This is a genomic window from Amycolatopsis samaneae, assembly GCF_039541975.1.
In the GTDB taxonomy this organism is placed as follows: domain Bacteria; phylum Actinomycetota; class Actinomycetes; order Mycobacteriales; family Pseudonocardiaceae; genus Amycolatopsis; species Amycolatopsis samaneae.
The window spans coordinates 332098-356706 of sequence record NZ_BAABHG010000006.1 but is presented as its reverse complement, the minus strand read 5'-3'; the positions used below and the strand labels follow the sequence as shown (position 1 = coordinate 356706).

General features: G+C 70.7%; 23 protein-coding genes. 17 read left to right on the top strand and 6 right to left on the bottom strand.

Translation table 11 applies throughout. The features are described from left to right. Together ABD987_RS18370 and ABD987_RS18365 are read right to left on the bottom strand one after the other, a co-directional pair. A complete protein-coding gene (locus ABD987_RS18370) occupies nt 1-1017 on the bottom strand; it encodes an ABC transporter substrate-binding protein (protein WP_378214079.1) in 1017 nt (338 codons plus the stop codon). A gap of 496 nt (nt 1018-1513) precedes the next feature. Next, nucleotides 1514-2482 (bottom strand): ABC transporter substrate-binding protein, encoded by a 969-nt coding sequence (locus ABD987_RS18365; RefSeq protein ID WP_345394817.1) that lies wholly within the window; start codon nt 2480-2482, stop codon nt 1514-1516. A 923-nt stretch (nt 2483-3405) separates the two neighbouring features. Between ABD987_RS18365 and ABD987_RS18360 the strand changes: the two genes are divergently transcribed. The 7 genes from ABD987_RS18360 to ABD987_RS18330 all read left to right on the top strand — a co-directional run bounded on the left by ABD987_RS18360 (nt 3406) and on the right by ABD987_RS18330 (nt 10547). Then, a complete protein-coding gene (locus ABD987_RS18360) occupies nt 3406-6387 on the top strand; it encodes a nitrate- and nitrite sensing domain-containing protein (RefSeq protein ID WP_345394425.1) in 2982 nt (993 codons plus the stop codon). A gap of 14 nt (nt 6388-6401) precedes the next feature. Beyond that, a complete protein-coding gene (locus ABD987_RS18355) occupies nt 6402-6860 on the top strand; it encodes a roadblock/LC7 domain-containing protein (protein WP_345394814.1) in 459 nt (152 codons plus the stop codon). A gap of 25 nt (nt 6861-6885) precedes the next feature. Then, nucleotides 6886-7674, top strand: coding sequence for a DUF742 domain-containing protein (locus ABD987_RS18350; RefSeq protein WP_345394422.1), 789 nt, complete (start codon nt 6886-6888; stop codon nt 7672-7674). Further along, nucleotides 7655-8263, top strand: a complete 609-nt coding sequence (locus ABD987_RS18345) for a GTP-binding protein (protein ID WP_345394419.1) — start codon at nt 7655-7657, stop codon at nt 8261-8263. The genes ABD987_RS18350 and ABD987_RS18345 overlap by 20 nt, the downstream gene beginning before the upstream one ends. A 407-nt stretch (nt 8264-8670) precedes the next feature. After that, nucleotides 8671-9093, top strand: coding sequence for a roadblock/LC7 domain-containing protein (locus tag ABD987_RS18340; protein ID WP_285457988.1), 423 nt, complete (start codon nt 8671-8673; stop codon nt 9091-9093). A gap of 6 nt (nt 9094-9099) precedes the next feature. Beyond that, nucleotides 9100-9855, top strand: a complete 756-nt coding sequence (locus ABD987_RS18335) for a DUF742 domain-containing protein (RefSeq protein WP_345394412.1) — start codon at nt 9100-9102, stop codon at nt 9853-9855. A 122-nt stretch (nt 9856-9977) separates the two neighbouring features. Next, nucleotides 9978-10547: a hypothetical protein gene (locus ABD987_RS18330; RefSeq protein WP_345394409.1), complete on the top strand. Its 570-nt coding sequence runs from the start codon at nt 9978-9980 to the stop codon at nt 10545-10547. 149 nt (nt 10548-10696) lie between these two features. Here the strand turns inward: ABD987_RS18330 and ABD987_RS18325 are convergent, their stop codons facing one another. Continuing rightward, nucleotides 10697-12937 carry a helicase-associated domain-containing protein gene (locus ABD987_RS18325; protein WP_345394406.1) on the bottom strand — a complete coding sequence of 747 codons (2241 nt, stop codon included), beginning with the start codon at nt 12935-12937 and terminating at the stop codon, nt 10697-10699. A gap of 95 nt (nt 12938-13032) precedes the next feature. On the opposite strand from ABD987_RS18325, the gene ABD987_RS18320 reads away from it, so the two are divergent. The 5 genes from ABD987_RS18320 (at nt 13033) to ABD987_RS18300 (ending at nt 17889) form a co-directional block, all read left to right on the top strand. After that, on the top strand, nt 13033-13215 hold the full coding sequence (locus tag ABD987_RS18320) for a hypothetical protein (RefSeq protein WP_345394404.1): 183 nt from the start codon (nt 13033-13035) through the stop codon (nt 13213-13215). Nucleotides 13216-13316: 101 nt separating this feature from the next. After that, nucleotides 13317-14717: an NAD-dependent malic enzyme gene (locus tag ABD987_RS18315; protein ID WP_345394401.1), complete on the top strand. Its 1401-nt coding sequence runs from the start codon at nt 13317-13319 to the stop codon at nt 14715-14717. Nucleotides 14718-14841: 124 nt separating this feature from the next. Further along, nucleotides 14842-16398 (top strand): alpha/beta hydrolase, encoded by a 1557-nt coding sequence (locus tag ABD987_RS18310; protein WP_345394398.1) that lies wholly within the window; start codon nt 14842-14844, stop codon nt 16396-16398. Nucleotides 16399-16492: 94 nt separating this feature from the next. Then, nucleotides 16493-16963, top strand: coding sequence for a cyclic pyranopterin monophosphate synthase MoaC (moaC, locus tag ABD987_RS18305; protein ID WP_345394395.1), 471 nt, complete (start codon nt 16493-16495; stop codon nt 16961-16963). Next, nucleotides 16960-17889, top strand: coding sequence for a molybdenum cofactor biosynthesis protein MoaE (locus ABD987_RS18300; protein ID WP_345394392.1), 930 nt, complete (start codon nt 16960-16962; stop codon nt 17887-17889). The genes moaC and ABD987_RS18300 overlap by 4 nt, the downstream gene beginning before the upstream one ends. A gap of 471 nt (nt 17890-18360) precedes the next feature. On the opposite strand, the gene ABD987_RS18295 is transcribed toward ABD987_RS18300, so the two are convergent. From ABD987_RS18295 to moaA, 3 genes are all read right to left on the bottom strand, one after another. Further along, nucleotides 18361-18996, bottom strand: coding sequence for a transglycosylase family protein (locus ABD987_RS18295; RefSeq protein ID WP_345394389.1), 636 nt, complete (start codon nt 18994-18996; stop codon nt 18361-18363). A 504-nt stretch (nt 18997-19500) separates the two neighbouring features. Next, on the bottom strand, nt 19501-19752 hold the full coding sequence (locus ABD987_RS18290) for a MoaD/ThiS family protein (protein WP_345394811.1): 252 nt from the start codon (nt 19750-19752) through the stop codon (nt 19501-19503). A gap of 37 nt (nt 19753-19789) precedes the next feature. Beyond that, entirely contained in the window at nt 19790-20863 is a 1074-nt protein-coding gene (moaA, locus tag ABD987_RS18285; RefSeq protein WP_345394386.1) for a GTP 3',8-cyclase MoaA, read from the bottom strand. Between the two features lie 101 nt (nt 20864-20964). Here moaA and ABD987_RS18280 point away from each other — a divergent pair, with 101 nt between their 5' ends. From ABD987_RS18280 to ABD987_RS18260, 5 genes are read left to right on the top strand one after another with little or no spacing between them, the layout of a single operon-like run. Next, the gene (locus tag ABD987_RS18280) at nt 20965-21453 is read left to right on the top strand and encodes a MarR family winged helix-turn-helix transcriptional regulator (protein ID WP_345394383.1); all 489 of its coding nucleotides are present in this window, start codon (nt 20965-20967) and stop codon (nt 21451-21453) included. Between the two features lie 51 nt (nt 21454-21504). After that, nucleotides 21505-21909, top strand: a complete 405-nt coding sequence (locus tag ABD987_RS18275) for a TOBE domain-containing protein (RefSeq protein WP_345394380.1) — start codon at nt 21505-21507, stop codon at nt 21907-21909. Continuing rightward, a complete protein-coding gene (gene modA, locus ABD987_RS18270) occupies nt 21906-22706 on the top strand; it encodes a molybdate ABC transporter substrate-binding protein (RefSeq protein WP_345394377.1) in 801 nt (266 codons plus the stop codon). The genes ABD987_RS18275 and modA overlap by 4 nt, the downstream gene beginning before the upstream one ends. Nucleotides 22707-22740: 34 nt before the next feature. Further along, nucleotides 22741-23508 (top strand): ABC transporter permease, encoded by a 768-nt coding sequence (locus ABD987_RS18265; protein ID WP_345394808.1) that lies wholly within the window; start codon nt 22741-22743, stop codon nt 23506-23508. Then, on the top strand, nt 23505-24584 hold the full coding sequence (locus ABD987_RS18260; protein WP_345394374.1) for a sulfate/molybdate ABC transporter ATP-binding protein: 1080 nt from the start codon (nt 23505-23507) through the stop codon (nt 24582-24584). Before ABD987_RS18265 ends, ABD987_RS18260 begins: the two co-directional genes overlap by 4 nt. The last annotated feature ends 25 nt before the right edge of the window (nt 24585-24609 follow it).

The window sequence follows — 24609 nt, the reverse complement described above, 5'->3', positions numbered from 1 at the left end:
TCAGTTGGTGACCTGCGGGGCGATCATCGGCGCGGCGTCGATCTTGGCCGGGATCGCGCCCATCTGCTGCATCAGGTCCGGGACCCGCTGGAGACGCCGGGGGTCCAAAGTGGACACGAAGGTCGGCAGCGTGAGCAGCGACGCGGTGTCCTGGTCGACCTTGGCGTACTTGACCGCCAGCGGCTCGATCTTCGCGCGGTCGGCCGCGTCCCTGGTCGCCTTCTGCATGGCGCGCTGGAAGGCCGCGAGGGTCTTCGGGCTCTCCGTGACGAACTTGCCGAGCGCGCCGTAGCCCGCCAGCGGGAAGTCCTGCGTCGCACCACTCGCCGCGTCGGCGAGCGGGACGGCGCCCGCGGTCTTCCCGGCCTGGGTCAGGAACGGCTCGGCCAGGTATCCCGCGTCGATGTCCTTGTTCTTCAGCGCGGCCGCCACGTTCGACATCTGCATCGTGACCCAGTTGACCTTGTTCGGGTCGACGCCGTGGTCCTTGAGCACCGAGCGGGTGAGCAGGTCGGACGCGGTGTTCTTGGCGGTGATCGCGACCTTCTTGCCCTCCAGGTCGGCGATGCCCTTCACCGAGGAGTTCGGGCCCGTGATGATTTCGTTGCTCTTCGGGCTGGCCGACACCGCGTCCGCGACGAGCCGGATGTCCGCGGTGTTCTTGGCCTTCGCGCTGAAGAACGGCTGGTAACTGGAGAACGCGATGTCCGCTTCGCCGCTGATCAGCTTGGTGAGCGAAGCCTGCCCGTCCGACGCTTCGAGGACCTGGACGTCGAGGCCCTCGGCCTTGAAGTAGCCGCCGTCCGCCGCGAGCCGCAGCGGCGTGGTGTCGATGACGGACATGACGGAAACCTTGATGGTGGACTTCTCCAGCCCGCCCGAGCCCCCGCTCGACGTCGAGCCGTCCGAACCGCCGAGCAGGCCGCAGCCGCTCACGGTGGTCGCGACAATGGCCGCCAGCGCAAAGTGGATCGTGCGGCGCCGCACGGGGGCGCCGTTGGTGGCGGATGTGAACAAGGTCAGCTCCTCGCAGATGTCACGGTGTGGATGGATGTGTCGTCGCGCTGCACGTTCGGCCGTTCACCTGCTCCTGCGAGCACCCCGATGGCATCCCGAGTCGGACGTAGGTCGGTCATTGTGTACGCCGTGGATCTCGCTCGGATCACGGTAAGCGTTTCGTTTTTCGGTACACCGGCTGAATTCCGGGTCGCCCCCAGCATGCCGCGTCGGGTGTGACAGGTTGTCTCCGGGTGTCCAGAAGCGGACGTATCCGGCGCGTAGTGGCTCGCCACGCCGAGAGCTCGCGCCGGGTCGGCGGCGTCGACAATAGACAGCGTGCCGGCGGATTTAGCCCGCTGCGTGACCAAAAGCTCACTGCCTGTCGAGAGGTTCAGACCTTTGGTCGAAGAGAAACCGCTTTCTCCGGTGGGGCCGCGGCCGCCTTCGCCGACCGGCATCGGGCCGAGGGGCCGATGCCGCGTCGGGGCGGTCGTGGAGATTCTGTCCGGCACGGTCAGCCGACCACCTGGGGGACGATCATGGGCGCGGCGTCGACCCCGGTGGCGATGGCGCCCATCCGGAGCATGAGGTCGGGCACCCGCTGCAGCTGCCGCGGGTCCACTGTGGATCGGAAGGTCAGCAGCGTGGTGCGGGCGGCGGTCTCGGCGTCCACCCCGGCGTACTTCACCATGAGCGGCTCGATCTTCGCGCGGTCGGCCGCGTCGCGGGTCGCACTGAGCATGGCGCGCTGGAAGGCGGCGACGGTCTTGGGGCTCTCGGTGACGAACCTGCCGAGCGCGCCGTAGCCGGCGGTGGGGAAGTCCCGAGTGGACCCGGTCGCGGTGTCCACGACGGACACCGAGCCCACGGCCTTGGCGGACTGCGTGATGAAGGGCTCGGTGAGGAACGCGGCGTCGATGTCGCCGTGTTTGAGCGACGCGGCGACGTTGGGGAGGGCGACGGGCGTCCACGCGACGTGGGAGAAGTCGACACCGTGGTCCTGCATGACCGACTTGGTGAGGGTGTCGGACATGGTGTTGGGCGCGGTGATACCGATCCGCCTGCCCGCGAGGTCGGCGACGCTCCGGACCGGGGAGCCGGGGAGGGCGACGACGGCGGTGCTCCCCGGCGCGGCCGACGAGGCGTCGGCGACCAGCCGGATGTCGGCGGTGTTCTTGCTCTTGGCGGCGAAGAAGGGGGTGTAGCTGGAGTAGCCGATGTCGACCTCGCCGCCGATGAGCTTGGTCAACGCGGCCTGGCCGGTGGCGGCCTCGGTGGCTTCGACGGTGAGGCCCTCGCGGGCGAAGTAACCGCCGTCCTGCGCGAGCCGGAAGGGCGCGGTGTCGATGGTGGACATCACGGCGACCCTGATGGACGGCTTCTCGAGCCCGCCGGATCCGGCGGCCGGGGAGTGGTCCGGACCACCGAGCAGACCGCATCCGCCCAGTGCGGCCAGTGCCGCGGCGAAGGTCACCCCGGACACGGCGCGCGGTCCGCGTCGGCCGCTGGTGCCGGTGCCGGATCCGAACAAGGCGTGCTCCCTGGGGAGGAGTTCTCGGTGGTCGACCGAGGTACGCGTGGAGGTGTGCGGCCCTCGGAGGGGGACTCGCGGGTCACTGTAGAGAACGTGACCACATGCTCACAATGGGTCTATTTCAGAGCAAACCAAAGTGGTCTAGCTCACCCGTTCGGCTTCTTGCGGCGAACTCTTGGGCCACATGCAGTAGCCGTTAACCCTGCGTATAGCGGCATGATCACATCCAGCGATGTCCGGTTCGCTGTCCGATTGTGCAGGGAGTCCTCGCCGATTTTGGGAGGGTTACATCTTGCCCGGTCGTTCGCTACCCTCAGCACCTACGGTGATGTGCCTACCACCGATGTGGTGAGAGAGAGTGCCTGGATGGCCGATCAAGTCGATCCACGGTCTCGTCTGTGTTCCTCTTCGGGGGTAGGTCGTCCCTTCAGCCTGGCCAACAGAGCCGCCGCGCTGGTGGGTTAGGCCGTCGGATCGAATGAGAACCAGTGCAGGGACCGGTAACCGATGCTCGAACTGAACCGCTGCCGCTCGAGGGAGCGGGGTTCGACCGTCGCATTGTCGCGTTCTCGGCGGGGGGCAGTGACAGGAACCGGCGGGGATCTCGACCTATTCCCCCATTCGGGTAACCTCTTCCGCTGGAATCCCGCCGCCTGGACGGTGTCCCGGTGGCCGGGAGCGTGCGGTTAGAAGTGGTCGAAGACAACACGGGGCGCCCGGGAACTTCGGGGCGTCGGAACGAGCAGGGCTTTGCCAGCCCGGACGACAATGGTGGTGCGGCGGTGCCGAACGAAGACACCGCGGGGGTAGGAGGGACCCCTGCGCAGACTCTCGGAGCGGATCCGGGACGACGAACCGGGATCTTCACCGGTATGCGCAACTGGCGGCTGCGGACGAAGCTGGCCGCCATCCTCATCATCCCCACCCTGACCGCACTGGTGCTCGGCGCGCTGCGGGTCGTCGACGACGGCAAGCGCGCGAGCCAGTTCCAGCACACCGCGGACCAGGTCGCCTTCGCCGTCAAGATCACCACGGTGGTGCACGAGCTGCAGAGCGAACGCGCGCTCGCGGTCAGCAGGCTGGCCTCCGGTGACGCGCTCCGCCAGACCGGCCTCGACGCGCAGATCTCCCGGGTCGACCGCGTGGTCGACGACCTGCGTGCCTCGGCGAGCTCGCTGAACACCGACGACCAGGCCACCAGCGACCGGTACTCGCGCGGTCTCCAGCGGCTCGACGCGCTGCGCCCGCTGCGCGGCGCGATCAGCACGACGTCCTTCTCCGATCTGATGGTGTTCAACACCTACACCTCGATCCTCGACTCGCTGATCCAGCTCGGCCGCGAGGTCACCACCGCGGTCAGCGACCGCGACGTGCTCCGGCTCGGGTCGAGCACGCAGGCGGTCAGCGAGGCCAAGGAGTTCCTCTCCCGCTCCGACGCCTCGCTCGAGGTGGCCGCCTTCCGCAACGCCTTCCCCGGCGACCTGCTGGACCAGACCCGCGCCGCGGCGGCGTCCGGTGACGCCGCGATCTCGTCGTTCCTCGCGAACTCGACCGAGGACCAGCGCCAGCTCTACTCCGACACCGTTTCCGGCCCCGAGGTCGACGACCGGCGCCGGATCCAGACCTCCGCGTTCGCCTTCGCCCAGCAGGGCCAGCCGCCGAACATCGACGGCGCGCTGCTCGACAAGGACAGCAGGGTAGCCGCGGAGAAGCTGCGCGCGGTGGAGAGCAACCTGCTCGCCCAGCTGCGGACCCGCGCCGACGAACTGGCGAGCAACGCCTTCAGCTCGGCGATCGTCAACAGCGCGATCGTGCTCGCCGCGCTCATCGCCGCGCTGGCGCTGATGCTGCTGGTCGCCCGCCTGATGCTGCGCCCGCTGCGAATCCTGCGGACGAACGCGCTCGACGTCGCCTACACCCGGCTGCCCGCCACCGTGCAGGCGATCCTCGACGATCCCGACCCGATCAACGCCTCGAAGAAGGCCGTCGAGCCGGTGCCGGTCACCTCACGCGACGAGATCGGCGAGGTGGCGCGCTCCTTCGACGTCGTCCACGAGCAGGCCGTCAAGATGGCCGCCGAGCAGGCACTGCTGCGGGAGAACGTCAACGGCATCTTCGTGAACCTCTCCCGGCGTTCGCAGCGGCTGGTGGAACGCCAGCTCGGCGTGATCGACCGGCTCGAGGCCGACGAGCAGGACCCGGACCACCTCGCCAGCCTGTTCGAGCTCGACCACCTCGCGACCCGGTTGCGCCGCAACGGTGAGTCGCTGCTGGTGCTTTCCGGCGCCGGGCTGGCGAAGTCGGTGCCCAAGCCGGTGCCCGCCGCCGACGTCATCGGCGCCGCGGTGTCGGAGATCGAGCAGTACGCCCGCATCGAGGTCGGCATCGTGCCCGACGTCGCGGTGCAGGGCCTGGCGATCCACGACCTCGTGCACGTGCTCGCCGAGCTGCTGGACAACGCGACCTACTTCTCCGAGCCGGAGACGAAGATCATCGTGCGCGCGGTGGTCACCAGGAAGAAGGCGCTCGCGATCCAGGTCACCGACCACGGCGTCGGGATGACCGAGGACCGGCTCAACGAGATCAACCAGCGTCTGGCCGACCCGCCGGACCTGGACGTCTCGGTGACCCGGCGGATGGGCCTGTACGTGGTCGCGCGGCTGGCGCAGCGCCACGGCATCGAGGTCCGGCTGCGCGAGAACGAGGACATCGAAGGCGGCGTGATCGCCCGCGTCGTGGTGCCCGCCGAGCTGCTCACGCAGCTGCGGTCCGCGCCGCAGCGGCTCACCCCGCCGCCCGCCAACCGCGCCGAGACTTCGCTGCCGGGCCTCGTGCCGCCGATGACGCCGCTCGAGAGCACGCCGCCCCCGCCGTCGCTGCCCCCGGCTCCCGCCGCCGCGCCGACGCCCCCGGCCGCTCCGCCGCCTCCGGCGCGGGACCCCGCGGCCACGGCGAGCGGCGGCCTGGTGCCGCTGGACCAGCCGATCAGCCTCGACGACCTCGTCGCGGGCAACAACGCGGCCGGCCCGTTCACGAACGCGGCGGGTCCCTTCACCAACGCCGCGGGCCCGTTCACCAGTGCCGGGTCCTCGGCCGAGGAGACCCCGGCCTGGCCGACCGCGGACGACCTCGCGGGCCCAGGGAACGGCGAAGGCGCGAGCCTCGCCGAGTCGCGGTTCGCTCCGCTGGTGCTGCCGAAGCGCGAGCCGATGTACGTCGCGCCGGAGGAGTCGCAGCCCGCCGGTGACCTGGCCGACTCCGACGCCGCCGCCCTTGAGGACGATGTACCCACCCGGAGGCTGCCCATCTACCAGTCGGTCCTGTCACGCTGGTTCAGTGAGAGCGACGAGAACGGGGGCGCCGACGAGCTCGGCGCGTCGTCCGGAGCCGACACGCCCGATCAGGCGCCCGAGCCGGAAGTCGTGCCGGAAGCCGCACCGGAAGAACAGTCCCCGAGCGCGGCGGAGCCAAGCCCGGCAGCGGAGGAACCGCTTCTGCCGCAGGACGGCGACGACGGCTGGCACAGCGCGTCCGACGACGGCTGGAGCGCGGCGCAGTCACTGCTCGAGTCCAAGGGCGAGGAGATCACCACGGCAGGGCTGCCCAAGCGCATCCCGAACGCCTACCTCGTCCCCGGCTCGATCGAGCCCGCCCCCGTGGCCGAACCGGCGGTTTCGCTGGCCGACACGACCGTCGGACTGCCCGGCGCGGGTGCGATCACCCGCTCGGCGACGGCGGCACGGAGCAGGATGGCAAGCTTCCAACGTGGATACACGTCGGGGAGGCACGCGTTGAAGGATCGTGCGACCGGGATTCCGGGTTCGGCCGAGGACAGCAGTGAGGAGTCAAGGTGACACGGGCGGGTGCGATGCAGCCGGGTGGCGGTTCGGCACAGCCGAGCGGTCAGACGAGCAAGGCGGGCAGTGCCGGCAGTTTCGCCTGGCTGATCACGGATTTCGTGCACCGGGTGCCAGGAGCGGCCCATGCCGTCGTGGTGTCGGCGGACGGGCTGCTGCTGGCGGCCTCACGCGGGCTGCCGAAGGACAGGGCGGATCAGCTCGCGGCCGTCGCCTCGGGGCTGACCAGCCTCGCGCGCGGCGCGGCGAAGGTGTTCGAGGGTGGCGCCGTCGCGCAGACGGTGGTCGAGATGGCGAACGGCTTCCTGTTCCTCATGCAGGTGTCGGATGGTTCGTGCCTCGCGGTGCTGGGTTCGCCGGAGAGCGACATCGGTCTGGTCGTCTACGAAATGACGCTGCTCGTCGAGCGGGTCGGTCAGCAGCTGACACCGGAGATGCGGGCGCAACTGCAGGGCGCGACGAGGCGCTGACGGCTGGGGAACCGAGGAGAATGCCGTGGATGACGGACGCTTGAGGGGCGATGGCCGGCTCGGTGACGACTTCTCGGGTAGCTGGGCCGAGCGCAGCGGCGAGGACAGCCGTGAGGACTGGAAGTCGTTCCGGGAACGGGTCGATCGCGAGTGGCGGATGCGGCGCGGCAGCGGCCCCGGTGAGTTCGAGCCTGCCGGGTTCGAACCGGCCGGGAGCGAGTCGTCGCGACCGGAGGACCCCTACGCGGAGCACGATCCCGACCTGCACGCGCCGGGCAACCGTGACCGCCTCTTCGGCGGGCCGAGTTCCGAGCTCTTCGGCGGCGTGAGCGGTCCGCTGTACACCACCGGGGAACTGGCGGCCTACAGCGCGAGCCGGGACGGTTCGCAGGGCCCGGACTCCGCGGAGCTGGCCGCCGCGCTACCGCAGCAGGCGCAGAACGAGTACGTCGACGAGCAGTTCGAGGAGACCCAGTCCTCCGGTCTCGTCCGTCCGTACTTCCGGACAAGGGGCCGGACCCGGCCCTCGTACGACCTGGCCATCGAGGCGCTGATCTCGACCAGTGAGCATGGGCGCGTGCTCGACCGGGTGCGCGTTCCCGAACACCGGTCGATCTGCGATCTGTGCCTCGACACCCGCTCGGTCGCGGAGGTGGCGGCGCTGCTGCGGCTGCCCCTCGGCGTCGTCCGGGTCCTGATTGGTGACGTGGCGGGTCTCGGCCTGGTGCTGGTGCACACCAGCGGCGCGGCCGTCGGCGACCGCCCGAGTATCGAGTTCATGGAAAGGGTGCTCAGTGGGCTTCGGAGAATTTGACTCCGACGCGAACGCGCCGCAGGTGACCGGTCCGACGTCGTCGGCCAAGATCGTGGTGGCCGGCGGGTTCGGATCGGGGAAGACGACACTGGTCGGGGCGATCTCGGAGATCGACCCGTTGACCACCGAGGCCATGATGACCGAGGCGAGTGTCGGGCACGACGACACCACGGCCACCCCGAACAAGACGACCACCACGGTCGCCATGGACTTCGGCAGGCTCTCGCTCGACCAGGACCTGGTGCTGTACGTGTTCGGCACGCCGGGCCAGCACCGGTTCTGGTTCATGTGGGACGACCTCGCGGTGGGTGCCATCGGCGCCGTCGTGCTCGTGGACACCCGGCGGCTCGCCGACGCGTTCCCCTCGATCGACTTCTTCGAGAACCGGAAGCTGCCGTACGTGGTCGCGATCAACTGCTTCGACCGCCTGCTGCATCACCAGATCGAGGACGTCCGGCACGCGCTCACCATCGCGCCGTCGGTGCCGATCATGGCCTGTGACGCGCGGGAGCGGGAATCGGCCAAGCAGGTGTTGATCTCGGTCGTGCAGCACGCGATCGCGCACGATACGGCGTTGCGGGCGGGTTAAGGACGGAGATGGGAGAAGCGGATGCGGCCGTTGGGGTGAACTCGGCGTGCTTCACCCGCTTCGGGGAGTGGTGCCGCCGACCGGAGGATGGAAAGGGCCGTTTCCTTCGGTACGGTCGGGGCCGAAACTGCCCGATCAGGCGATCGGTAACGTGGTTGACCTGCACGGACAGCTCGCCACGCCCCGGTTGTCGTTACCCCTGCGGAGTGACCCACGGATGCGTGGTTCGGCATGCGTCGGCGCGGTCCGCGTCCGCGCGCGCACGTACGGTGCCGAAGTCGTCCATAATGACGGACTCGACACTCTTGGCGGGCCGAATACGCTGGAAGCGAGCGTCTTCGGCACGTGCCGGCGGACGCTTCGCTCGTGATGGGCACCCGCGAACGCGACGACAGCTTGGAGGGGCAGTGACGGCTTCCGGCCAGCAGCAGGGCACTTTCGGCTGGCTCATCACGGATTTCGTGCGCCGGGTACCCGGCGCCGCGCACGCCGTGCTGGTGTCGGCCGACGGCCTGCTTCTCGCGCCGTCCGAAGGACTCCCGCAGGAGCGTGCCGAACAGCTCTCCGCGGTGGCGTCCGGGCTGATCAGCCTCACCCAGGGCGCGGCGCGCTGCTTCGAAGCCGGTGGTGTGAACCAGACCGTGGTCGAGATGGAGCGGGGTTACCTGTTTCTGATGTCCGTTTCGGACGGTTCTTCGCTGGCGGTGCTCGCCGCGCCGACGTGCGACATCGGCACCGTGGCCTACGAGATGACGTTGCTGGTGGAGCGGGTCGGGCAGCAGATCACCCCGGAACTGCGCGCGCAGCTGCAGGGCGGCGTACGTGGGTAGCGTGCGATGAGGATCACCGGTTTCGACGACCCGGACACCAGCGGCTGGGAATCACTGCACCGGGGCACCGAGCGGGAAGGCATCGACTCGCCGAGCCGCTTCGACATGAGCACGCTGGCGATGCGTGTCGTGCCGAAGCGCCAGCCGCCCCCGCCTCCACCACCGCCGCGGCCACGTCCCCGGCCGGAGGGTTACGCCGATCCCGGCGCCCGCGGCTGGCACGCCCCGGGGTCCCCCGGGGTCGAACCCCGCCCCGTCGCCGAGCCCGTGCCCGACCCCGGCTGGGAAACCGCGAGTGGCCACGTCACCGCGGTGCCCGCGGAGCCGCGGTGGGATCCGGCCGACGGCTGGCAGGGCGCCCCGGTGCCCGAGCCCGGTCCGCTCGTCGCGGTCCCGCCACCCGTCGAGTTCCCGGCGACCCCGTCCGGTTCGCGCGTGCGCCCGTACACGCGGACCGGCGGCCGGACCCACTCCGAGCACAACATCGCCCTGGAGGCGCTGGTCTCCACCAGCGAGGACGGGCGGCGCTACCGCGGTGTGCGGTCGGTCGAGCACCGCCGGATCTGCGACCTGTGCCTGGACACCCGCTCCGTCGCGGAGATCGCCGCGCACCTGCGGCTGCCGCTCGGCGTGGTGAAGGTGCTCGTCGGCGACATGGCGGAGGCCGGGCTGGTGCTGGTCCACCAGACCCAGCTGGTGCTCGGCGACCGGTCCTCGCGCGAGTTCATGGAACGCGTCCTGGCCGGACTCCGCGCCCTGTAAGGGTTTCCGACGAACTGCTACGAAAGCGGCTGACAGCCTGGTTGCCTGGGGTAGTTGTCCGTGCGCGTCTTGTCGTAGGCGTTCCGTAGGCTCGGCCAGTGCGATGCGACAACAGCGCCACCTTGCTGGCCTTCGCGGACGAGTCCTACAAGGAGGCGTCCAGCGGTGGTTTCTACGTGCTCGCCGCCGCGGTCTTCTCCGAAGTCGTACATGGAGAGATCCGCGACGCGATGTGTGGGATCAAGGGGCGCCGCCGGGTTGGCAAGCTGCACTGGAACGAGATGGATTCGGCGCAACGCGAGGTAGCTGCCAAGACGCTCGCGGAACAGCCCGGATTTCATGTCGTCGCGATCGGCTCACCTGTGCCGACGAGACGTCAGGAACGGGCCAGGGCCTGGTGCCTGCGGCGGCTGGTCGTGGAACTGCACGGCTTCGGAGTGGACTCACTCGTACTCGAAGCACGGACTTCGGTGCTGAACGCACGTGACGTCGACACAGTGAAGGGCGCGCGGTTCGCGTTGCCAAGAGGAACGCGTTTCTGGGTGTCGCACTTGCCGGGGAGGGACGAGCCGCTGTTATGGGCCGCCGACATCGTCGCCGGTGCGATGCGTGCCGACAAGGAAGGGCGCTCGGCGTGCCGGCAGCTGCTGCGCGACTGCGTCTACGAGATCGAAGTGGAAACCGACTGCTGATTTCGGGATCGCGGCCTGGACATGCGTAAGGCCAGGGTCCTGGTCTGCCCCAGGTGCACCTGGCCTTGCGACTCACGTTCCGCCCACGACGAAACATTCGACGTTCAGCGTAACACAGCTCGCGGAAGCCGCATAAGCACGAGTCCGCGTCACTCCTCGACCAACGCGGCGGAAGTGATGCGGTGCAACGGATATCGCTCGTTGTCCGCGCCCTCCAGTACTCCGCTGCCGACGCGCACCGGTCGCACCACCCGCTGGCTCGCCGTACCCCGCGAGTCGACGAAGCCGATCCACACCTCGCGGCGTCCCAGCGTCGCGCGGGACAGCAGCTCCAGCGTCGCCGAGGTGTCCGCGCCGCCGCCGACCGGGGCGCGCACGGCGGCACCGCGACGGCGCGCGGAGGCGGCGTCGCCCGCGCGCAGGTTCGACACGATCCGCCCGGCCTGCTCGTCGGTCAGCACGGCCGGTTCCCCGGTGCCCCGCCGCGCGGCGCGGGCCTTGGCAGGCAGCCGTCGTCCGCCGTGCCGCAGGTCGAGGACGCGGCCGTCCGGGCCCTCGGCGGCGGGGGCGAAACCGGCGGCACGCAGCCCGTCGATCACCTCGGCGAGCGGGAAGGAGCTGATCAGCACGGTCGGCGCGATCAGCCGCAGGTCGTACTCCTCGGCGACCGGGTTCGCCAGCACCTCCGCGAGCAGCGCTTCGTCGTCACAGCGCAGGAAGGATCCGGCGGCCCCGCCCCGCAGGCGGCCGTGCCGCCGCGCGACGTCGTCGACGAGGTAGCTCAGCGCCTGCGGCACCGGGGTGGCCGACTTTGTGCGGAACAACGCGTGCAGCTCGTCCGCGGTGCGGCCGGTGTCGAGCGCGCGCCGCACGGACGCCTCGGTGATCCGGTAGACGGTGGCGTGCCCGGCGGATTCGACGTCGGCGACCGCGGCCATCTCGGCGGCCAGTTCGGGCTCCAGCGGCCCGGGCGCCACGACGGTCAGATCCGCCTGCACCAGCACGTGGTCCACCGGCGCGGGCAGCGCGTCGAGGATCGCCTCCACGGCACGCGGCCGGTCCTCGTCGAGCAACGCGCGCGCCGCGCTGGTGAGCGCGCCGAGGCCGACGAAGCCCAGCGTGGTGGCCTCGGCCATGGTCCAGCGGACCGTCTCGTCCCGCAGCCGTCCGCCCCGGCGCGGCGCGCGCCAGGCCAGCACCGCGACGAGTTCGTCCGTGCTCTTCACCCCGTCGCCCGCCGGGAGCTCGGCCAGCGCCGCGAGTACCCGCCGCCGCGCGACCGGCGCGAGCGGGCGCCGCAGTTCCTCCGACAGCGGCGCGATCGGCTTGTCCTTGGCGTCCCGCCCGCCCGCGAGCCCGGGCAGCCTCGGCAGCTCCAGCCACGCCTGGGCCAGGGTGATCCAGCGCTGTGCCGCCGGGGAGGCCAGCCAGGAGTCCATCAGCGTCGTCGGCACCCACTCCGGCGTGGCCGCCTCGCTGTCGGCGACCAGCCCGGCGCCGACGGCGAGCTCGGCCAGCAGCGTCGCGTGTGCTTCCTCGATCTCCAGGTCCTTGGCGAGTTTCCGCAGCTCGCGCACGCCGAGCCCACCGGACTTCAGCACCGGCGGCGGCTGCTCGGCCCATGAGGTCAGCAGCGCCTCGGTGTGCCGGAGCAGCTCCATCGCCTCGCCGGCCGCCGTTTTGTCCACTGTGGACGTCTGATGTGGATGGACCGGGAGGTCCGGTTCGGACAGTGACCGTTCGGTGAAGACGACGCCGCCACGCAGGGCGATCCCGAGTTCGCGGGGCAGCTCGACCGTCTGGTCGTCGCGCCGCAGCAGCAGTCCGCGCGCGAGCAGCCGCTGCACCGGGGTTTCCGCGCGCGCCAGCGGGAGGTCGTGCGTGGCGTCGCGGGTGCGGCCGATGGGCGGGCCGGCCGCCAGTTTCGTCAGCAGCGCGTGCTCGTCCGAGCCGACCTCCGCGAGCAGCGTCTCGACGTCGGCTCCCGCCAGCGCGGGCGACGGCGCGCCGAGCCCGGCGGGGAAGGGACCGAGCGCGTCCCGCGCCGACGGCGGTACACGCAGCGCGTCGTCGGAACCCCAGACGAGCGCCCGCGCCCGCAGCCGGGCGAGCGCGGCGGTGACGTCGGTTCCGACGAGCGCCGCGACGGCGGCGAGCGGCACCGGATCGGCGTCGGCGCCTTCGAGCAGGAGGGCGTCGAGCACGGCGAGGGTGAACGTGTCGAGGTCCTCGCAGGCCCGCGCGATCGAGCCGGGGGTGCCCGCGCGGGTGGCGAGCACGGTGGTGTCGGACGGGGGCGGGGTGGACAGATCACGCCGTGAGCGCAGCAGCGCGGTGAGCGTGTCGTCGGACTCCGCGCGCAGCCAGTCCGCCAAAGAGGTCGCGGGCATAGACGACCAGGATACCGGGCTGGTGCCGGTGGTCGAGCCGTGTTCAGGCAGACTGTGTACGCCAGCATCGGTCGGAGAAGCTCGTGGAGGGCGTTGTGGCGAAGGGTCAGCAGGACAAGAGCAAGGGCATCGACCCGACGTGGCCCGCGGAGAACGGTGAGCACCCGGTGACCGAGCTCGCCGCCGACCGCCAGGGCGCGCTGTCGCCGTTCGGCGACGTCACGTTCCCGCTCGAAGAGGTGCCCTACCGGCACCCGCGGACGGAGATCAACAAGTAGCGTTGTTACTGGTCAGTCACCCAGCTGGGGCCGCGTGGCGCCGGTCACGGGACTAGGGTTTCCCCCGTCCTATTCGGAGCTTCCCAGCGGGGGTAAGTGCCATGCCGGTTCCCGGTCCCGGGTATTCGATCACTGTCCGGGTCGAGGCCCCGGCGTCGTCCACCGCCGCGGGTGATCTGACCACCGCCGTCGGGCGGGTCGGCGGCGTGCTGACCGCGTTCGACGTCGTCGAGTCCCACGCGGACTCGATCGTGGTCGACATCAGCGCCAACGCGTTGTCGGAGAACCACGCGAGGGACATCACCGAGACACTGGACTCGCTGCCCGGCGTGCGGGTCCGCAAGGTCTCCGACCGGACCTTCCTCATTCACCTCGGCGGGAAGATCGAGGTCTCGCCGAAGGTCGCGCTCCGCAACCGTGACGATCTCTCCCGCGCCTACACCCCCGGCGTCGCGCGGGTGTGCCAGGCGATCGCGAGCAACCCCGAGGACGCCCGGCGGCTGACCATCAAGCGCAACACCGTCGCCGTGGTCACCGACGGCTCGGCCGTGCTCGGCCTCGGCAACATCGGCCCCGCCGCGGCGCTGCCGGTGATGGAGGGCAAGGCGGCGCTGTTCAAGAAGTTCGCCGGCGTCGACGCCTGGCCGGTGTGCCTGGACACTCAGGACACCGAGGAGATCATCAAGATCGTCAAGGCGATCGCGCCGGTGTACGCCGGGATCAACCTGGAGGACATCGCCGCGCCGCGCTGCTTCGAGATCGAGAAGCGGCTGCGCGAGCAGCTCGACATCCCGGTGTTCCACGACGACCAGCACGGCACCGCGATCGTCGTCGTCGCCGCGCTGCGCAACGCGCTGCGCGTGGTCGGCAAGAACATCGAGGACTGCAAGATCGTGGTCAGCGGCGTCGGGGCGGCTGGCTCGGCGATCATCCGCCTGCTGCTGCGCAAGAACCCGGCTGACATCGTCGCCGCGGACATCAACGGCATCGTGCACCCCGACCGCGGCGACCTCGACGACAACCTGGCCTCGATCGCGGCCGAGACGAACAAGCAGCGCGCGTCCGGCACGCTGCACGAGGCGCTCGTCGGTGCCGACGTGTTCATCGGCGTGTCGGCTCCCAACCTGTTCGGCGCCGAGCAGGTGGCCACGATGGCCGACGACGCCGTCGTGTTCGCGCTGGCCAACCCCGACCCGGAGGTCGACCCCCTGGAGGCGCAGCGCCACGCCGCCGTCGTCGCCACCGGCCGCAGCGACTTCCCGAACCAGATCAACAACGTGCTGGCGTTCCCCGGGGTGTTCCGCGGCCTGCTCGACGCGCACGCGCACAAGATCGACGACACCATGCTGCTGGCCGCCGCCGACGCGATCGCCGACGTGGTGGACAACGGCAAGCTCAACGCGTCGTTCATCGTGCCCAGCGTGTTCGACAACGCCGTCGCCCCGGCGGTCGCGGACGCCATCAAGAAGGCCGTGCGCGCGGAGGCCGCCGACCGGCCGTAGGGGAAACCCTGACCCGAGGCTCACCACCGTGGGGGACGGGGGATACGCCTGACGGTGGACGCCCCCACGGTGCCGTGTCCCTAGCCTGAATTTCGACGATGTCGTCGAATTAGGGGGTTTTGGGATGCGTTCGTCCGTCTCCCGCGGACTCGGCCTGCTGGCCACCGTGGTCACCGCGACCGCGATCGTCGTACCCGGTACCGCCGTCGCTGCCGACGGGAGCCCGCCGGTGCGGTGGGGCCCGTGCCCCGCCGATGTCGCGGCGCCGCAGCTGCAGTGCGGCACCGTCGACGTCCCGCTCGACTACCGGAAACCGGACGGGAAGAAGATCCAGGTCGCGGTGTCGCGCCTGGCCTCCGCGAAACCCGCGCAGCGTCGCGGGGTCCTGCTGATGAACCCGGGCGGGCCCGGCGGGCCGGGGCTGGCCATGCCCGCGCAGCTGGCCCAGGTCGGGCTGCCTGCGAGCGTGGCCGACAGCTATGACCTGATCGGGTTCGACCCGCGCGGGGTCGGCCACAGCACGCCGGTCACCTGCGACCTGAAAACGTTGCAGAGCAACGTGCCGCCGTACGCGCGTGACGCGGCCGACGTCGCGAAGCACGCCACGCTGGTGGCTGGCATCGCCCAGCAGTGCGCCACCTCGAAGACGGCGCCGATCCTGCCCTACATCACCACGGCGAACACCGCCCGCGACATGGACGTCATCCGGGCCGCGCTGGGCGAGAAGAAGATCTCGTACTACGGCGTTTCCTACGGCACCTACCTCGGCTCGGTGTACTCGACGCTGTTCCCGCAGCGGACCGACCGGGTCGTGCTGGACAGTGTCGTCGGGCCGACCGGCCTCGACGTCACCACCTCGCGCCGCTTCGCGCAGGGCTTCCAGGACCGCTTCCCGGACTTCGCGAAGTGGGCCGCGGCTCGTAACGACAGCTACGGGCTCGGCAGGACGCCGCAGCAGGTGACGGCGAACTACTTCGCGCTGGCCGAGCGGCTGGACCGGACGCCGGTCGGCGCGATCGACGGAGCCACCTTCCGCACCGGGGTGTTCGGGGCGCTCTACGCGAGCACGTCCTTCCCGAAGCTGGCGCAGCAGTGGCAGGCGCTGGTCCGAGGGGCCGTGCCCGCGGCCCTGCCCACCGAGGACGCCGCCCCGCCGCAGGACGTGATGGAGAACCTGCTCTCCGCGCAGCTGCACGTGGTCTGCAACGACGTCGCCTGGCCGCGGTCGGTGGCGACCTACCAGCACAACGTCGCCGAGGACCGGACGCGGTTCCCGATGTTCGGCGCCGCCGCGGCGAACATCTGGGCGTGCGCCTCCTGGTCGTCGGCGCCGATCGAGCCGCCGGTGAAGATCGGCGACAAGGGCCCGTCGAACATCCTGGTGGTGCAGAACCTGCGCGACCCGGCGACGCCGCTGTCCGGGGCGCGCGAGACCCGGCGCGCGCTGGGCGACCGGGCCCGGATGGTGACTGTGGACCAGGGCGGGCACGGGGTGTATCTGTTCGCGCCGAACGCCTGCGGCAACAACGCCGTCAACCGGTTCCTGGTGGACGGGCAGCGTCCGGCCCACGACACCGCGTGCGGTGCCGAAACCGGGAGCGCGTTCAGCGGGCTCTCGCCGGAGCAGCAGCGTCAGCGTGAGCAGGCACTGGAACGCCGCTCCGCACTACCTGTCCTCTGAGGTTCCGCGCAGGTCCGTGGGGGCCTCCCTGAGGGACTCCAGGTCCCTTGGGGAGGCCCCCACGGATCTTTCGCCGCGCAGTAGCCTCCTTCAGGTGAGTGAACTGAGCCATGTCGACGAGACCGGGGCGGCCCGGATGGTCGACGTCTCCGGCAAGACGGCCACGGCGCGGACCGCGCTCGCCGCCGGGACCGTGCGCACCACGGCCGAGGTACTGGGACTGCTGGCCGCGAACGGCCTGCCCAAGGGCGACGCGCTGGCGACCGCGCGGATCGCCGGGATCATGGGCGCCAAGAAGGTGCCGGAGCTGATCCCGCTGTGTCACCAGATCGCGCTGTCCGGGGTCAAGGTGGAGTTCGAGCTGGACGGCACGGACGTGCACATCCGCGCCACCGCGAAGACCACCGACCGCACCGGCGTCGAGATGGAGGCGCTGACCGCGGTCGCTGTCGCCGGGCTCGCCCTGCACGACATGATCAAGGCCGTCGACCCCGCCGCGACGCTCGACGACGTCCGGCTGCTGCGCAAGGACGGCGGCAAGACCGGAACCTGGGAGCGGCCATGACGTCCGCGCGTACCGCCCGCGTCGTCGTGGCCTCGAACCGGGCCGCGAAGGGGATCTACGAGGACAAGACGGGCCCGGTCATCGTCCGGTGGCTCACCGACCGCGGCTACGACGTCCCGGCGCCGGTGGTGGTCGAGGACGGCGAGCCCGTCGGGGTCGCGCTGCGGGCCGCCGTGGCGGACGGCGTCGCGGTCGTCGTCTCGACGGGGGGCACCGGGATCTCGCCGACCGACCGGACCCCGGACGTGACCCGCGGGGTGCTGGACTACGAGTTGCCGGGCGTCGCGGACGCGATCCGGGCCGCCGGGCTGCCCCAGGTGCCGACCGCGGTGCTCTCGCGCGGCGTGGCCGGGGTCGCGGGCAGGACGCTGGTGGTGAACCTCCCGGGGTCCAGCGGCGGGGTGAAGGACGGCCTCGGCGTGCTCGACGGCGTCCTGGACCACGCCGTGGACCAGCTCGCGGGTGGTGACCACCCCCGCGCGGCGCCCTCGGCGTCCGTGCCGGTCCGGGTGCTCCGGGCGGTCGTGACCGAAACGCCGCTCTCCGTCGAGGACCACGCCCAGCTCGTCGAGGACGCCGCCGCGGGAGCCGTGGTGACCTTCGGCGGGGTGGTCCGGGACCACGACGGCGGCCGCTCGGTGCGGGATCTGGTCTACGAGGGGCACCCGACCGCCACCGAGGTGCTCGCCTCGGTCGTCGCGGAGCTTTCCGCCCGCTGGACGGGTGTGCGGGCGGTCGCGGTGAGTCACCGGATCGGCCCGCTGGCCATCGGCGACGTCGCGCTGGCGTGCGCGGTGGCGGCCGAACACCGGGGACAGGCGTTCGCGGCGTGCGCGGAACTGGTGGACGAGCTGAAGGCCCGGCTGCCGATCTGGAAGCACCAGCACTTCACCGACGGCACCGACGAGTGGGTCAATTCGCCCTGAGCGGTCGCCAGCGCCGTTAAGGCCACCTTGTGGGCGTCCAACGCCCGCAAGGTGGCCTTAACGGCTTCTGGCCCGGTTCTGGGGCGCCGTAGGGGAGCAAGGGACCTTTGCTATCGCTCCGGGGCGGCGTCAGGGAGTCACAGTGGTACCAATGGTCACTTAAGCCACAACAGCCTCTTACTTCACGCCGGGCGCTGTGCTTCCGGTGCGGTGCCATGCGCCCCAATGTGGCGTTCGGTGCGTCAGACGCACCGAACGCCACATTGGGTGCGTTGAGCGCACCCAATGCCACATTGGGGCGTTCGTCCGCGTCACGGGGCCGGAGCCGGATACGCGGAGGCGCCCGCGGCCGGAAGAAGGCCGCGGGCACCTCGCGGAAATAGCCAGGACCCCACCGCCGGGGGAAAATCGCGGTGGGGTCCTGTCGAGTACGGCGAAGCCGCCGGACTCAAGCCTTCAGGCAGGCTCGGGTCACTTGGTGGCGAGCTTCTGGCCGACCACGATGAAGTCGGGGTTCGACACGTACTGCTTGTTCAGGTCCTGCAGCTTCTGGTAGCCGCCCTCGACCTTGAACTGCTCGGCGATCTTGGAGAGCGTGTCGCCCGCCGCGACGGTGTAGTCACCGTTCGGGTTCGAGCTGGCCACCTGGGTCACCGGGGCGACGGACTTGACCGGCGCCGGGGTGCTCTTCTTCGGGGTGACCTGCTTCTGCTGCTGCGGGGTGCTCTTCTTCGGGGTCACGGACTTGGCGGTGGAGCCGCCAGCGCCCTTGGCGCCACAGACCGGCCACGCGCCGATGCCCTGGCCCTGCAGGACGCGCTCGGCCACGGCGATCTGCTCCTCACGCGACGCGTTCTGCGCGCTGCCGGAGCCGCCGTAGGCCTTCCAGGTGCTCGGCGTGAACTGCAGACCGCCGCCAAAGCCGTTACCGGTGTTGGTGCTCCAGTTGCCACCGCTCTCGCACTGCGCGATGGCGTCCCAGTTGGTCGCCGACGCGGGGGTCGCGGCGATCGCGATGGGGGCGCCGACCGCGATGCCCGCGACAGCGACGCGAGCGATGTGGCGGGTAGCGGCGGACATCTTGCGGTGCTTGCCTCGGTAAGACATTTGAGTACTTCTCGTTTCCTGCGCCTACGAGACTGAGCTGAGGGTCAGGCCTGGGTTCGGCCTGTCCGTCCGTTGCCGGCCGGCTGACCTCGACTCCGCACGACGCGTCGTCTCGGTCCCCTCGTCCCTGTCCGGAATGCTTTCGCTCGGGGTATGGGTCCGGGGATCCGTCGGACAGGGCTAGGCGCTACGGATTCCCGGTCTTGCGTGGTCGGTCGGGGCCAACCGAAAAGCGACGGTACGTAACGAGAGCCGTGATCGGAAATTATTCGGGGTGTGACCTGTGTCACAGTAACAGCACAGAACCTTGCACGATTCGGTTATTTCCCCTGTTCAGAGGGCCGTTATCTGCTCGTTTCCTAGCCGAGATAAAACACAGATCGTGAGGTCTGCGTCACGTGTTTCGCGCAGCGAATGGCCCATTCGTGCGCGTGGCGAACGAAATAAGGCGGGCACCTTATCGATCTTCGCGGCGCGCGGCCAGCCCAAGGAATGACAAGCGTGTCAGCCACCCGCGAACGGGGGAAGGACATCCAGCCGGTCACTGTCACACAGCGTGCGACCGGTGTCCCGCACGGCGACCTCGTTCAGCAGGAGGCTCGCCGCGTCGAGGATGCGGCTGAGTCCGCCCGGGTGCAGCTCGCGCAGCAGCCGCACGGCGTCGGCCACGGTGGCGCCGCCGGGCAGCCGCACCTTCTCCTCTTCTGTACCCGCCGCGGCCCTCGCGGAGGCGAAATAGCGCACGAGTACCGACATCGGCGCCGCGGCGCCCTCAGCCGTCGTCTCCGTCATCTCAACCGCCGATCGCGCTCATCGGCCGGATCGGCTGCGCGAACCCGGCCTCGTTGATCTCGTGCCCGGCGAGCTTGCCCCACATCGTGCGCCGCCAGGCGTCCGCCACCTCTTCATCGCGCGCGCCCGCGCGCACGAGCGCGCGTAGGTCGGTCTCGTCGTTGCTGAACAGGCAGGACCGCACCTGGCCGTCGGCGGTCAGCCGGGTCCGCTCGCAGGCCGAGCAGAAGGGCCGGGTGACCGACGCGATCACGCCGACGTCGCCGGGGCCGCCGTCGACCAGCCAGCGCTCGGCGGGGGCGCCCCCACGCGCGACGGGGAACGGCGAGAGTTCGAACTCCGCACGGAGCATGCCGAGGATCTCCTCGGCGGTGATCATGTCCCGCCGGTTCCAGCCGTGCTGGGCGTCCAGCGGCATCTGCTCGATGAACCGGAGGTGGTAGCCCTCGGCGAGGCTGAACCGCAGCAGCGGCACGGCCTCGTGCTCGTTGAGCCCGCGCATCAGCACCGCGTTGATCTTGACCGGTGCCATGCCCGCGTCGCGGGCGGCGGCGAGGCCGTCCAGTACGTGGGAAAGCCGGTCGCGCCGGGTGATTTTGACGAAGGTGTCGCGGTCGACGCTGTCGAGCGAGACGTTGATCCGGTCCAAACCGGACCCGGCGAGCGCGGCGGCCCGCTTCGCGAGGCCGATCGCGTTGGTGGTCATGGACAACCGCGGCCGCGGTTCGAGCGCGGCGATCCGCGCGATCAGCTCCTCCAGACCGGGCCGCAGCAACGGCTCCCCGCCGGTGAGCCGGATGTCGGTGATGCCGAGCCGCTCGACGGCGATCCGCAGCAGGCGCAGCAGTTCGTCGTCGGTCAGCACCTGCTCGCCGGGCATCCAGTCGAGGCCTTCGGCGGGCATGCAGTAGGTGCAGCGCAGATTGCACCGGTCGGTCAGCGACACCCGCAGATCGGTGGCGACGCGGCCGAACGTGTCGAGGAGTTCCGGCTTGTCGGGACGGGGTTTCGCGGGCGTGCCTGCGGAGCCTCGGGTGCCGGGGACGCGAGGAAAACCGAGATCCACTGCTGTCATTGGCTCCAGCCTAACCCCGAACGTGACAAGTTAGACTGTTTCATGAAGTGAGCCGCTCGGTAGCCGAACGACCCGCGGCACACCGGTGAAAGGGTTACGTGATGTCGGGCACTACAGGGAAAACGTATCCCGTCAGCGCCGAAGAGCTCGGCAGGTTCGCGCAGCTGGGCCGGGAGGGCAGCACGCTCGCCGTGCTCCGGCACGCCAGGATCGCCGACCAGATGGGGCTCGCGCCCAGCGACCACAAGGCCTACGACCTGGTCAGCCAGGCCGAAGGGCCGCTGACCGCCGGCCGGATCGCCGAGCTCACCGGGCTTTCCACCGGCGCGGTGACCGGCGTCATCGACCGGCTGGAGAAGGTCGGGCTCGTCCGCCGCGTGCGGGATACGGAAGACCGTCGCAAGGTGCTCGTGGAGATCGTCCCGAACGCCGCGGCCAAGTTCGCACCGTTGTTCCAGTCGGCCTTGGAGGCGACGGAGCGGATCCTCGCCGAGTTCTCGCCCAGTGAACGGAAAGTGGTGGAGCGCTTTCAGAACGCGCTGCTCGACCAGATGCGCGCGGAGATCCTGGACAATTCCGGCTCCGCGTAGTTTCCACACCCGCCATGGCTATTCCGCAGGTGCGGGGATAATGTCCAAGGCATGCCGCAATTTCGGCTGTCCGAGGCAGCCAAACTCCTCGGCGTCAGCGACGACACCGTCCGGCGCTGGGTCCGTGCCGGTCAGCTGACCGCCACCGACGACGCCGCCGGGCGCAAGGTCGTCGACGGTGCCCAGCTCGCCGCCTTCGCCCGCGCACAGGCCTCCGGGCCCGAAGATCCCTCCGACGTCGGGCGGTCGGCACGCAACCGCTTCGTCGGGCTGGTCACCGAGGTCATCGTCGACAAGGTGATGTCCCAGGTCGAACTGCAATGCGGCGCCCATCGCGTGGTCTCGCTGATGAGCACCGAAGCCGTCCACGAGCTCGGCCTGCGCCCCGGCGTGCTGGCGGTCGCCGTCGTCAAGGCCACCACGGTCGTGGTGGAAACCCCGGAAGGAAGCCGATGAAGCTCACTGGTGCCAGGAACCTCGTCGCGGCCGTCGCCGCGGTCGCGCTCGTCACCACCGCGTGCAGCAGCTCGGACAAGGCCAGTTCGAACCCCGGTGGCCAGGGCACGGCGCCCGCGCCCGGTGGCACGCTCACGGTGTTCGCGGCGGCTTCGCTGACCGAGTCCTTCGGCGTGCTGGGCAAGCAGTTCGAGGCCAAGCACCCCGGGGTGACCGTGAAGTTCGACTTCGAAGGCTCGTCGGCGCTGGTGCAGAAGCTCACCAACGGCGCGAAGGCCGACGTCTTCGCCTCCGCCGACCAGGCCAACATGGACAAGGCCACCAAGGCGCAGGTGATCGACGGGCAGCCGGTGGTGTTCGCCACGAACAAGCTGACCATCGCCGTCGGCAAGGGCGACCCGAAGGGGATCAAGGCGTTCGTCGATCTCGCCAAGAGCGGCACGACCGTCGTCGTGTGCGCGCCGCAGGTGCCGTGTGGCGCGGCGACGAAGAAGATCGAGCAGAGCACCGGCGTGTCGATCAAGCCGGCGAGCGAGGAGCAGGACGTCAAGCAGGTGCTGGCCAAGGTGGCCTCGGGCGACGCCGACGCCGGGCTCGTCTACGTCACCGACGCCGCCTCGGCGGCGGGGAAGGTCGACAAGGTCGACTTCCCGGAGGCGGCGGGGGCGATCAACAACTACCCGCTCGGCGTCGTCAAGAACGCGCCGCAGGCCGCGCTGGCCAAGGAGTTCGCCGAGTTCGTGCGTGGTCCCGAGGGCAGGGCGGAGCTGGGGAAGGTCGGGTTTGGCACGCCGTGACCGAAGGGCCTTGACGGCAGCGCGTGTCCCAGGGGTGTTGTGGGTACCGGCGGTGGTGGCGCTCGCGCTGGTGGTGCTGCCGGTGGTGGGGCTGCTGACGCGGTCCGACCTGACCCGGCTGCCGTCCCTGCTGGTCCGGCCGTCGTCGCTGAGCGCGCTTCGGCTGTCGCTGGAGACCGCCGCGCTGTCCACAGTGGCCTGTGTGCTGCTCGGTGTGCCGCTGGCCGTGGTGCTGGCGCGTTCGCGGGTGCCGGGGATCCGGTTCCTGCGCTCGGTCGTGCTGCTGCCGCTGGTGCTCCCGCCGGTGGTCGGTGGGCTGGCGCTGCTGTACCTGCTGGGCAGAAAGGGCTTTCTCGGTGAGCTGATCGGCTGGGCGACCGGCGCGCAGGTGCCGTTCACCACGGCGGCGGTCGTCATCGCGCAGACGTTCGTGGCCATGCCGTTCCTGGTGGTGAGCCTGGAGGGCGCGCTGCGGGGCGCGGGTGACCGCTACGAGCGCATCGCCGCGACGCTCGGGGCCCGGCCGTGGACGGTTTTCCGCCGCGTCACCCTGCCGCTGCTGCTGCCCGCGCTCGGTTCCGGGGTCGTGCTCAGCTTCGCCAGGGCGCTGGGCGAGTTCGGCGCGACCATCACCTTCGCGGGCAGCCTGGAGGACGTCACGCGCACGCTGCCGCTGGAGGTCTACCAGCAGGCCGAGGTCGACGTCGACAGCGCGGTCGCGCTCGCGCTGCTGCTGATCGTGGTCGCGGTCGTCGTCATCGCCCTCGCCCGGCCGCGCGCGCTGGAAGGGGTGCGGTCGTGACCTTGGAGGCCGAGCTCGAGCTCACGCGGGGCGAGTTCGAGCTGGCGGTGGACTTCACCGTGCCCGAGGGGCACGTGCTTGCCCTGCTCGGTCCGAACGGCTCGGGCAAGTCGACCGTGCTGGGTTGTCTCGCCGGGCTGGTCACGCCGCGCCGCGCGCGGATCACCCTCGCCGGCCGCGCCCTCGCGGGGGATCGGCTGAACCTGGCGCCGCACGCGCGGAAGATCGGCCTGCTCGCACAGGACGCGCTGCTGTTCCCCCATCTGTCCGCAGTGGACAATGTCGCCTTCGCGCCGCGGTCGGCGGGGGCCGGAAAGCAGCGGTCGCGGGAGATCGCGCGGGAGTGGTTGTCCGAAGTGGACGCCGCGGAGTTCGCCGACCGGAAGCCGGCGCAGCTGTCCGGTGGGCAGGCTCAGCGTGTCGCGATCGCGCGGGCGCTGGCTGCGGAACCGGACCTGCTGCTGCTGGACGAGCCGTTCGCCGCGCTCGACGTCGATTCGGCGCCCGCCATCCGCGGGCTGCTGCGGCGGGTGCTGCGGACCGGGCCGACGACGGTGCTCGTGACGCACGACCCGCTCGACGCGCTCGCGCTGGCCGACCACGTCGCGGTGCTCGCGGGCGGCCGGATCGTCGAACGCGGCCCGACCCGTGCGGTGCTCGCCGCGCCGCGTTCGGCCTTCACCGCGCGGATCGCCGGGCTCAACCTGGTCGCCGGGACCGCGACCGCGGACGGGCTGCGCACCCCCGAAGGCGCCGTCGTCACCGGCATCCCGGCCGACGGCGCGGTCGAGGGCGAGGCCGCGGTCGCGGTGTTCGCGCCCAGCGCCGTCGCGGTCTATCCGCACGACGGCGAGCACCACGGCAGCCCGCGCAACACCGTCGACGCGCTGGTCGCGGCGCTGGAGCCGCACGGGCCGGTGGTACGGCTGCGGGTGCGGGGCGAGGGCTGGGCGCACGGCCTGACCGCCGACCTCACCCCGGCCGCCGTCGCCGAGCTCGCGCTCGAACCGGGATCCCCGGTCACGTTGTCGGTGAAGGCGGCCGCGGTCGCCGTGCACCCGGCCGCCGGCACCTAGCCGCGCGGTCCGTGGGGGCCTCCTC